The 8,821-nt window shown below is 41.8% G+C and carries 6 protein-coding genes and 1 pseudogene; 1 reads left to right on the forward strand and 6 read right to left on the reverse strand.

The features are described 5' to 3' along the window. Positions 1–88: 88 nt before the first annotated feature. From BIY37_RS10675 to BIY37_RS10710, 6 genes and pseudogenes are all read right to left on the reverse strand, one after another. Positions 89–523 carry a type II toxin-antitoxin system VapC family toxin gene (locus BIY37_RS10675; RefSeq protein ID WP_070067833.1) on the reverse strand — a complete coding sequence of 145 codons (435 nt, stop codon included), beginning with the start codon at positions 521–523 and terminating at the stop codon, positions 89–91. Next, positions 511–711: a hypothetical protein gene (locus tag BIY37_RS10680; protein ID WP_070067834.1), complete on the reverse strand. Its 201-nt coding sequence runs from the start codon at positions 709–711 to the stop codon at positions 511–513. Before BIY37_RS10680 ends, BIY37_RS10675 begins: the two co-directional genes overlap by 13 nt. Positions 712–902: 191 nt before the next feature. Further along, a pseudogene (locus BIY37_RS14410) lies at positions 903–1,058 on the reverse strand (NAD-dependent epimerase/dehydratase family protein); the annotation flags it as partial. Positions 1,059–1,499: 441 nt separating this feature from the next. After that, positions 1,500–4,025: a DUF4388 domain-containing protein gene (locus BIY37_RS10695; RefSeq protein ID WP_070067837.1), complete on the reverse strand. Its 2,526-nt coding sequence runs from the start codon at positions 4,023–4,025 to the stop codon at positions 1,500–1,502. Between the two features lie 335 nt (positions 4,026–4,360). Beyond that, complete coding sequence (locus BIY37_RS10700; RefSeq protein WP_070067838.1) at positions 4,361–5,368, reverse strand: SLBB domain-containing protein; 1,008 nt, start codon at positions 5,366–5,368, stop codon at positions 4,361–4,363. 204 nt (positions 5,369–5,572) lie between these two features. Continuing rightward, positions 5,573–8,212, reverse strand: coding sequence for a polysaccharide biosynthesis protein (locus tag BIY37_RS10710; protein ID WP_230402509.1), 2,640 nt, complete (start codon positions 8,210–8,212; stop codon positions 5,573–5,575). Between the two features lie 64 nt (positions 8,213–8,276). Between BIY37_RS10710 and BIY37_RS13950 the strand changes: the two genes are divergently transcribed. Continuing rightward, positions 8,277–8,483, forward strand: coding sequence for a hypothetical protein (locus tag BIY37_RS13950; RefSeq protein ID WP_230402508.1), 207 nt, complete (start codon positions 8,277–8,279; stop codon positions 8,481–8,483). Positions 8,484–8,821 lie beyond the last annotated feature (338 nt).

Below are 8,821 nucleotides of genomic sequence, written 5' to 3' on the forward strand. Positions count from 1 at the left end.
TCGGGATTTTCCCGTCTGCCCGTTTTCCCTATCGGCTCCTAACTATTCTGAGAAATTATTCTCTCTCACCATCCGTTTCGCTGAATAGTTACAATAATTTAATATAATCACCTGGTTTCATGCATGGTATGCAACCGATGTTTATAAAATCCTCATCAAAGGTTAAAAAAGCATCTGCCGATAATTCAATTGCCGCAGTTAGTACTGTTGCATCTGCAATGGATAGTTTTTCTGAAACCTTTATTTGAGAAATAAGCAATGCTGTATCAGAAGTAACGTCAACGATGGTTGTATTTGGGAGTGATTTAATAAGGTTAACCGCCTTTTTGGCTTTTTGTTCTTCTTTTCTTTGATAGAAAAGTGTTGCTATTTCTATCAAAGAAATACAACTCACAACACCTTCTAAAACACCCTCATGAATGAGCGCCAATACCGACAAAGACTGCTCGATTTTATCTTTTTCTCCCGGAAAAATACCCATAAAAATATTGGTATCAAGCCCGATTTTATTCACCGTTTCCATTCTGCCCTAAGTTCTCTCTGAAGAGTTACAGAATCCTTGGTAAATACATTTTTACCTAATCCAACCATTTCTTCAATAATTCCCGTTTCTTCTGGTATTCGTCTTATAACAATTTCATTTTTCCCTACCAGAATAGTTATTTTTCCTTCAATGCCTGCTTTTTCAAGTAAATCTTTAGACAGCTCCAAATTTGCATTTTTTTAAATTTTTTTTTATGATCATAAAAAGCTCTTTCTTTATTACCAGGCCAAATGCACCGTAATAAATAAAATAGGATTTAGGATTCACGGTTTAAATAAGATATTATTTGCCATAACAATGAATTTTCCCATTCTACAAAATGTTTCATACCCGTTTCAACCGGTGTATTTGGCTTGAAACCAACGAGTTGTTTTAATCTGGCAAGCTTGAGATTAACATCGCCGTAATTATTGGGGTTATCGATACCAACAACGCAATCGCCACGCATAAACGATCTTTTCGAGATATGAAAGCCGATAAACCCGGCAGCGCCGGTAACAAGGATTGTATTCATATTCTACCAAGGATGAACACAGATACCATTATTTGTCAATCGCATAAAACGGATTTTATCAAATATACTTATAATGTCCTGTCTTCGCCCCCTTGACTTCGCGGTGATGGTTCGACAGGCTCACCATGCACGGCGCAGATCCTGGACATGCCGAAGGATCCATTGAACGACAGAGGGATTCGGTTGCCGCCTTGCTGTGTTATTACACTTTCCCTGAGTTTATGCTCTTTCCCATAAAACCTCGATCAGGATTCCGGAGTAACCACAAAGATTCAAAGAACACGAAGAAAGATTTTATATGGAAAGATTGAGAGTTCACGATGGCTCGATTTCGTTTATTACAGGGTTACGGATTCGCGCTAAGTTTCAAAATATTTCATTTCTCTTCGCTGCCTTTGTATCTCTGCCTGCATGATGGATTTGTCTCACCACACGAGCATCTTATCGATAATGGTAATAATACGTTTCCGTATTTTGTTTAACCTGGTTGAGGATTGCGCCAATGATGTTTGCCTTTGATTCTTTTATTGAGTCAATTGCCCGGTTGATAGCGTCGACAGATGCCTGCCCGGATTTCACCACAAAGATGACTCCATCAACCAACGAAAGTAACGGCATTGCAGCGCTCATGGTGTCCAGAAGTGGCGGGGCATCCACGAGAACGACATCGTACCGTTGCTTCAAGATTTCAAAAAACTTTGCAAGGATCTTGAAATAGACCAGGCTATCAAATCTGGGATGTCCCGTGCCAGCAGGCAAGAGCGATAAATTCTGGTCGTGCACAGATCTTACATAAGAGAGGACTTCTTTTTCCAGCAATTTGCTCCCCGCCATACGGCTCAACCGATTGATGATCGCTGTATAATCTTCTCCAAAATAGATTCGTTTGTCCTCGTATGTCTCTACCCTGCCAGGTTCAAAGGTAAAGGTTCCGTATTTCCAGCTAAAGAGCTTCTGGAGATGTTCTTCCATCTGAAGCTTTAAGGGACCCTGCAATTGGGCATGGTTAATATATCCGGCGTTAATCAGGATGTAGCCCAGAGGCTGTCCGGTGCGTTGATTCCGCTCCAGGGCGTCTTTCAACTGATCTTCCGTAATAAAACCTCCGCGCAGGAGCATGGTTCCCAGCCGATTTTCAATGGGAAAATCTTTGCTTTGAATATGGAAGAGACGCCCGTTGTCAAACACAGCGGTCATGGATTTAACATCATTGGTAATAACAAGCTGGCCGCTTTGTTTTTTCAGAGAAATGAGAGAAAAGAGGTCGCTTATGCTGCACGAGCTTAAACTCCCTTCCCCTATTTCGTGCGAGAGAACCCCATCCAGGGCGTTCGTCAGCCCGCGTTCTTTACCATTCTGCAAGCCAAACAGGTGGTGCAGGGATGGTTGCTGCAAATCAGCGTCCACCATAACCACCCGAAGCCCTCCCTTTGCCAGCCTGATTGCTGATCTTGCAAGGATTGTGGTCTTTCCCTCACCTGCAGTTGCGCTTTCTACCATGAGGATGTGACCGGACATGCCGGATTGTGTCATGGGCAGCCGGGTGATAAGGCTGCCAGTAATATCATACCGAGCTGGATATCCCGCTCGTTTATCCTGAGCCGGAAGGGATTCACCCCATGATAACGCAAGTTGCTCGTTGTTCTTCCACGATTTATAATAAGGAAGCATTCCCAGAAGGGATAATCCCAGCCGGTGCGTGACATCTTCCGGCGTCCTTACCGTTCTGTCCATATAATCCTGAAAAAACGCGAACCCTGTACCGAAAACGAAGCCAAGCACCACGGACAGCAGAACATTTAAAAAGATCCTCGGTTTTGCAGGATTACGCGGCACCTCGGCCTCGTCTACGATACGGATATTGTTTTTTTCCATATTCCCCGTAAGGCCAATTTCTTTAGCATGCCTGAGCAAGACATCATAGATCCCCTGATCACTTTCCTCTTCCAGCCGCACCATATCATACGTAATGGTCGTTTGGGCAGGGGGAATATCTTCCGCCGGCGGAGCTTTCCCGCTTTGCTGAACCGCATCTTCTATGGCTATGATTTTATCCAGTTCCGTTTTAATTGCCTTTCTGATCGTTTGTACCTCATCGGTGATCCCCTGTTCCAGTTTTTGAATACTGGAATTTATTTCAATCATCTTCGGGTGCCTTGGGCCGTATTTCGTTGCCATCTCGGATCTCCTGGCCTTGAGCTCGGCAAGTTTGGTATGGAGGTCATTGATAACCGGACTTTCCTTGATCTCTGGTATCGAGAAAATGCTTTCGTCATCGACCGAAAATGATCCCAGTTGCTCATATTTATATTCATACATTGTCCGCTGTGATGTTCCCATCCTGATTTTCTGGTCCCTGATTTGTGTCTTAAGCCAGTCGAGCGCCTGCTCTGATACCAGATGCTGGAGCTGGGTACTTCGCGCAATAAATGCACGGGCGTGCGCGTTGGCGATCCGGGCAGATATTTCGGGTGACTTGCTGAGAAAACTCACATCGACAAGTTTCGTTGCACGGATGGGTGCAATCTGAAGCCTTGACAGATACGAATCCACCATACGAGGGTCTATCGTCACTTCTGACGAAAGAGGAGTCTGCGGGTTTTCACCATTATCTTTTCTAAAATCCTTCCAGAGGCCCAGGTCTTCAATTACTTTTTTGGCAAGGCTCCTGCTCTTTAACAACCGGTATTGTGTCTGATAATAGGCATCGTCCTTGGGGTCTACGTAGGTTGCATCCGCTATTTTATTAATAAAAGAAGACTGGCTTTCAATCATGATCTGTGTCGTTGCCTTATAGACCGGCGTGGTGAGAAATGACCAGATGGTAACGATGCTAACTATGGCAAGGAAGAATGCCACAACCGTCCACTTCCTCTTTTTTATGATATTGAGATAGTCTGTCAGATGGACTTCTTCTGAAGATAGTGTTTGCTCAGACGCAAGTCCCGTTCGTATTGGTTGATTCACGATTCCCACTCCTCCTTCTTTTCTTCTGGCTTTTCTTTGGATATACCGGCTAAGCAGTTATATCTTCGATGACTTTTACTCTCCCCAGTTTACAGGGAGTAATAGAAATTTCTCTCTATTAAAATAGCAACCATTCTGCTTTTTAAAATGATAGCGCCGATTCCTTGTGGTCAGCATCTGACAGGGGGATTTCGTCGTGAACTCAGTCGAACGATAATCCACCAGCGCCACATTTTTTGTGTGAATTACGCATCAATGCACGGGTTTTCAAAAACTAAATTCCCACGTAAGCATTAATTCCAACGCGTATCCGCGATATTTTCATATAAAATTTATCAGAAATAACGAGCGGGAACTTTAATAACATCACCCGGCACTACCGGATCGTCCATTCTGGGCTTTAATTCCTTCTCTTTCCCCGTTTCCATACGGGTTATAATTACCCGCCGCGGGGATGCCTTGTCTGTAGGTCCTCCCGCGCGGGAAATGGCCTGCCGGACGGTCAACCCCTTTTCCCAGGGAAATTCACCAGGTTTTTTTACCTCTCCGGATACAAAGATCTGCGGGGCCATGTTAACATAAATGGAGTCCCCGTTCTTTACATAAAAATTATTATAGGCGCTGTTCGCTTTGAAATCGCTTAAATCAAGCGTACAAACTTCATTTCCCGTCTCTTTTCCGGAATGGGTATGATGTTCATCCTGTAGTCCCGCATTACTCTGGGAAAACTTCTTTTTGAAGGAAACTTCACCATTCCCTTCCGTATTAAGCCGGGCATTAGCGGCGACGTCACCTCCTCGTGAAGGAGAGGAAAGAGAGGCGATTGATTGGTTATCGCCGTAGGGCGCTACAGATGTAGTCCGTACAATGGTAATAATCTGCCCTGCCTTATCGGTAAAACCCCCTGCCTGGGATATCAGTTCCAGGATGTCTGTCTTTCTTTTCAAGGCGTAACTCCCCGGTTTATTCACTGCGCCAAAGATGAATACCTTCTGGCTATTGTATTCTTTTATGCTGATATTCACATAAGGAGAAACCAGATAGCCATCCCCCAATCTTTCTTCGATAAGATTTTCAAGCCTCGAGACGGAAAGACCGTCTGCCTGAACCCGACCAATGAGGGGAAAGGTAAATGCCCCTTCCAAAGAGACCTCAGTTACACAATTCAAATCTTCATTATCCCACACCTGAATCTCAAGGACATCCTCGGGACCAATAATGTACTCCTTATCTGAAAGGTCTTTGGCTGAAAGAGAGGCAAGACCGGCACAGAAAAAAACGATAAGACCGATGCTTACCAGGAATCTCTTTTTTTCAAATACAGAAACAGGTATTCTTTTCATACAATTTTCCATTCGTTATAAAATTTTAAAACTTAAAAGATTTTCCGCCTGGCCCAAAATGATATTTTTGATAGTTTCTATCCAGATATTTATTAAACGGAAAGTCACCAGCAATATATTGAACACTTTCTACCACACCCGAATGAAAATTGAGAAGCGCCCTGGCAGGGTTAGTTTGTGTCCTATTGCAAAATTCAGACTCAATCAACTATTCAGGGCAACCCGCTCGATTTCCTGCCAAAAACTGTTATCATTTTTGAATCGCAATTCGTACATGGTGACATGATTATAAACGTCATGAATAAATTTTAACCTTTTTTCCAGTTCATCCACCAACAACCGTCTTTCCGAAAGATTCACATAAAACAGATTATCCAAAAGCTTCCGGACCATTTCCGATCTGTTTAACCTTTTCACCGAGTTAACATCATCCTTAATAAGGGAAAAAATTGTACAAAGCCGGATTCTCTTCTTGCCCCAATTCGTTATTTCTGACTTTATCGGACCATGAGAAATCCAATAGCCTTCATGATCTTTGGAGACTATGACGGATTCATCCGAAAGCACCTCCGCCTCCGGCAATGACAATTTCGAAACGATCGTTTTCCCCGCCCCTGATTCTCCGGTGAAGATAAATCCTTTTCCGTATTTGCACAATCCTGCAGCGTGTAATATAAAACTATCATCTTCATGTTTATAAAATTCATTATACAACAAGGCAAGAACACGCATGGTATTGGAAAAAGCCTGATTTCTTGGAAAAAGCACCCGAATCTCCCCATTTTCCAGACTAGAGTAATGCCACGTTTCACCTTTAAAATAAACAGATTTCCCGTTCTGAGCTATTTTTCCGTTATCCTGATATCCGATGGTTAATAAATAATCATGGTTTAGCGGATGCCGGGAAAAATAGATGTGTTCTTTCAGTTCATCTTCCATGGCTTTGTCTAAAAATGAGAGTGAGTACTGTTTTTTGCCAAACACCAATTGTAAATATCTCCGCGCGGATTCTATTCCCTGTGGCAGCGTGGCCGCTTCTTCTGATGTCCGGCTTGTTTTACTTTGTCTCCTTCTCTCCAGGCTTTGCAGGTAATTTTTTATAGTATCTCTGATAATTTCGTAATCCTCGATCGCCGGCAATTCATTCAACAGTTTTTCAAACTGCATTTTATTATGTCGGAACAGGACATCGTCGCCCTGTGATAATTCCGGATCTGTGCCCTCTAACCACTGGTTTTGTCTGTTGTATCCCCTTCTTTCAAAGCTTTTTACATACTTCCTGAGCACATCTCTGATTATTTCGTAATTATCCATTATCGGAAGCACTTTCAACAGTTTTTCAAATCCCTTTATCATCGTTTCAATTTCAATTTTTGAATATGCGTTTCCCTGTTTTGCAATAAATATTTTTTTATGTTTGCTTGCCGTCGTGCCTTCTTCTGCCGAGAGTGTTTCTTCAAAGAGTTTCTCTCCTGGTCTTAAGCCTACAAACTGTATATCTATATCTTCATATGGTCTTAGCCCATGAATTCTTATCAATTCTTCCGCCATGGTCAGAATCTGTACCGGTTCTCCCATATCAAGAACCAGGACATCCCTCCCCTTTCCAATAACGGATGCCTGCAACACGAGGGATACCGCTTCCTGGATAGTCATAAAAAATCTCTGGATATTTTTATGGGTTATCGTGATGGGACCACCATATTTCAATTGCTCAAGGAAAATAGGTATAACGCTTCCACGACTGCCTAAAACATTGCCGAATCTTACTGCGATAAAATTTGTTTCCGAACTACCATGAAACGCTGTGCAAATATATTCGGCCATTCTCTTTGTTGCGCCCATAATGCTCGTTGGCCTGACCGCTTTATCCGTAGAAATTAAGATAAACTTCTCTGCATGATGCTTTGCTGAGACCTTTACCATATTGTATGTCCCAAACATATTTGTCTTTACCGCTTCTTTGCAGTTAATTTCCATGATAGGAACATGTTTGTATGCAGCGGCATGGAATACAATATGGGGTTTAAATTTTTCGAAGATCTCGTCCACCACGTCAACATCTCTAATATCCCCGGTTATCAGAACCACTTTATCCTGTATCCTCGAATTTATTAACGTCCTGTCAAATAAATAGGGAAACAACCTCTCTAACTTATGCTTCACATTATGCAATTCAGTTTCATCAATATCCAAAAGAACAACCTTTTTTGGTTGAAAGGAACATACTTGCATTACTAATTCTGACCCAATAGACCCCCCTGCGCCTGTTATGAGAATTACCTTATTTCTTAAAAACGTATCAATTTCTTTATTGTCAATTTCTACCGTCTGTCTTCCTAAAAGATCTTCTGCTTGTATATCTTCAAGATTCTTTATATTTACCGAAGGATTATGAAGATCATAGATCCGCGGCACAATCTTTATGGTATCTATCGCCAGACTCTTCCCTAATGCGAACATCCGCCTAAGATCTTTATAATTTAAGGATGGAATGGCAATAATAAGCGCTTCAACCCCATATTTGGAAACAATATTCCCTAATTTTTCTGTCGTGCCCAATACTTTCAACCCGTGGATACATGTCCTGACCTTTTTCACATCATCATCGAGGAAGCCCACGGGATAATAATCTCCATAGCCCTGCCTTTTCATATCACGGATGATCATTTCCCCCGTATTTCCGGCACCGATGACAATCGTTTTTTTACCGTATTTTTTTCCGTTTTGCGTCCTTATATTTTCCAAAAATAATCTTCTGGAACTCCTTAGCCCGGAGAATAAAAAAAGAAAAATAAACCAGTCTATAACAAAAATACTTCTGGGAAACTCACTTAGGGACATATCAAAAGGCAAAGCCTTCGTCACAGGAAGGTCTGATAATAAGGGAAGGGGTATCTTAAACAATATGTACAAAACACATACGGATGCCACCTGGATAATGACAACACGGATAAAATCATTCAGGCCAAAATATCTCCAGGAAATTTTATATATGCCAAAACAAACTAATGGGAGTAGTTTGATAAAAATGAAAAAAGGTAATGCGCTGAAAAATATCACCCAATATTTATCGGGAAATGAAAATTCGAAACGGATGAAAAAGGAAAGATAAAGTGAGATCGAAACAAAGAAACAATCAGACAGAATTAAAAGAAATGTCCGCTTAAATACTGTAGGATGCAGTAATTCCCCATACACACCATCATTCAACAAACGCACTTTATTTTTAGGTTGTTCCTGAGTTTTATCCATATTGTGTAAGTCGGATTCGGCAGTTACTTGAACCTACGGTCAATTAAACATCCTTCTCCCTCGATGGGGGGAGAGACAATAGTTTGAATCCTGATACGCTAACATTACTTTGTTAAAAAATATTTATGAAAAGATATTTCAAGTCAGCATTGTCCGGTTAGGAAATTGCGTAATACAGGTATCAAGAAAAACGAGAAA

Origin of the sequence: Candidatus Brocadia sapporoensis, from assembly GCF_001753675.2 — a bacterium.
GTDB lineage: Bacteria > Planctomycetota > Brocadiia > Brocadiales > Brocadiaceae > Brocadia > Brocadia sapporoensis.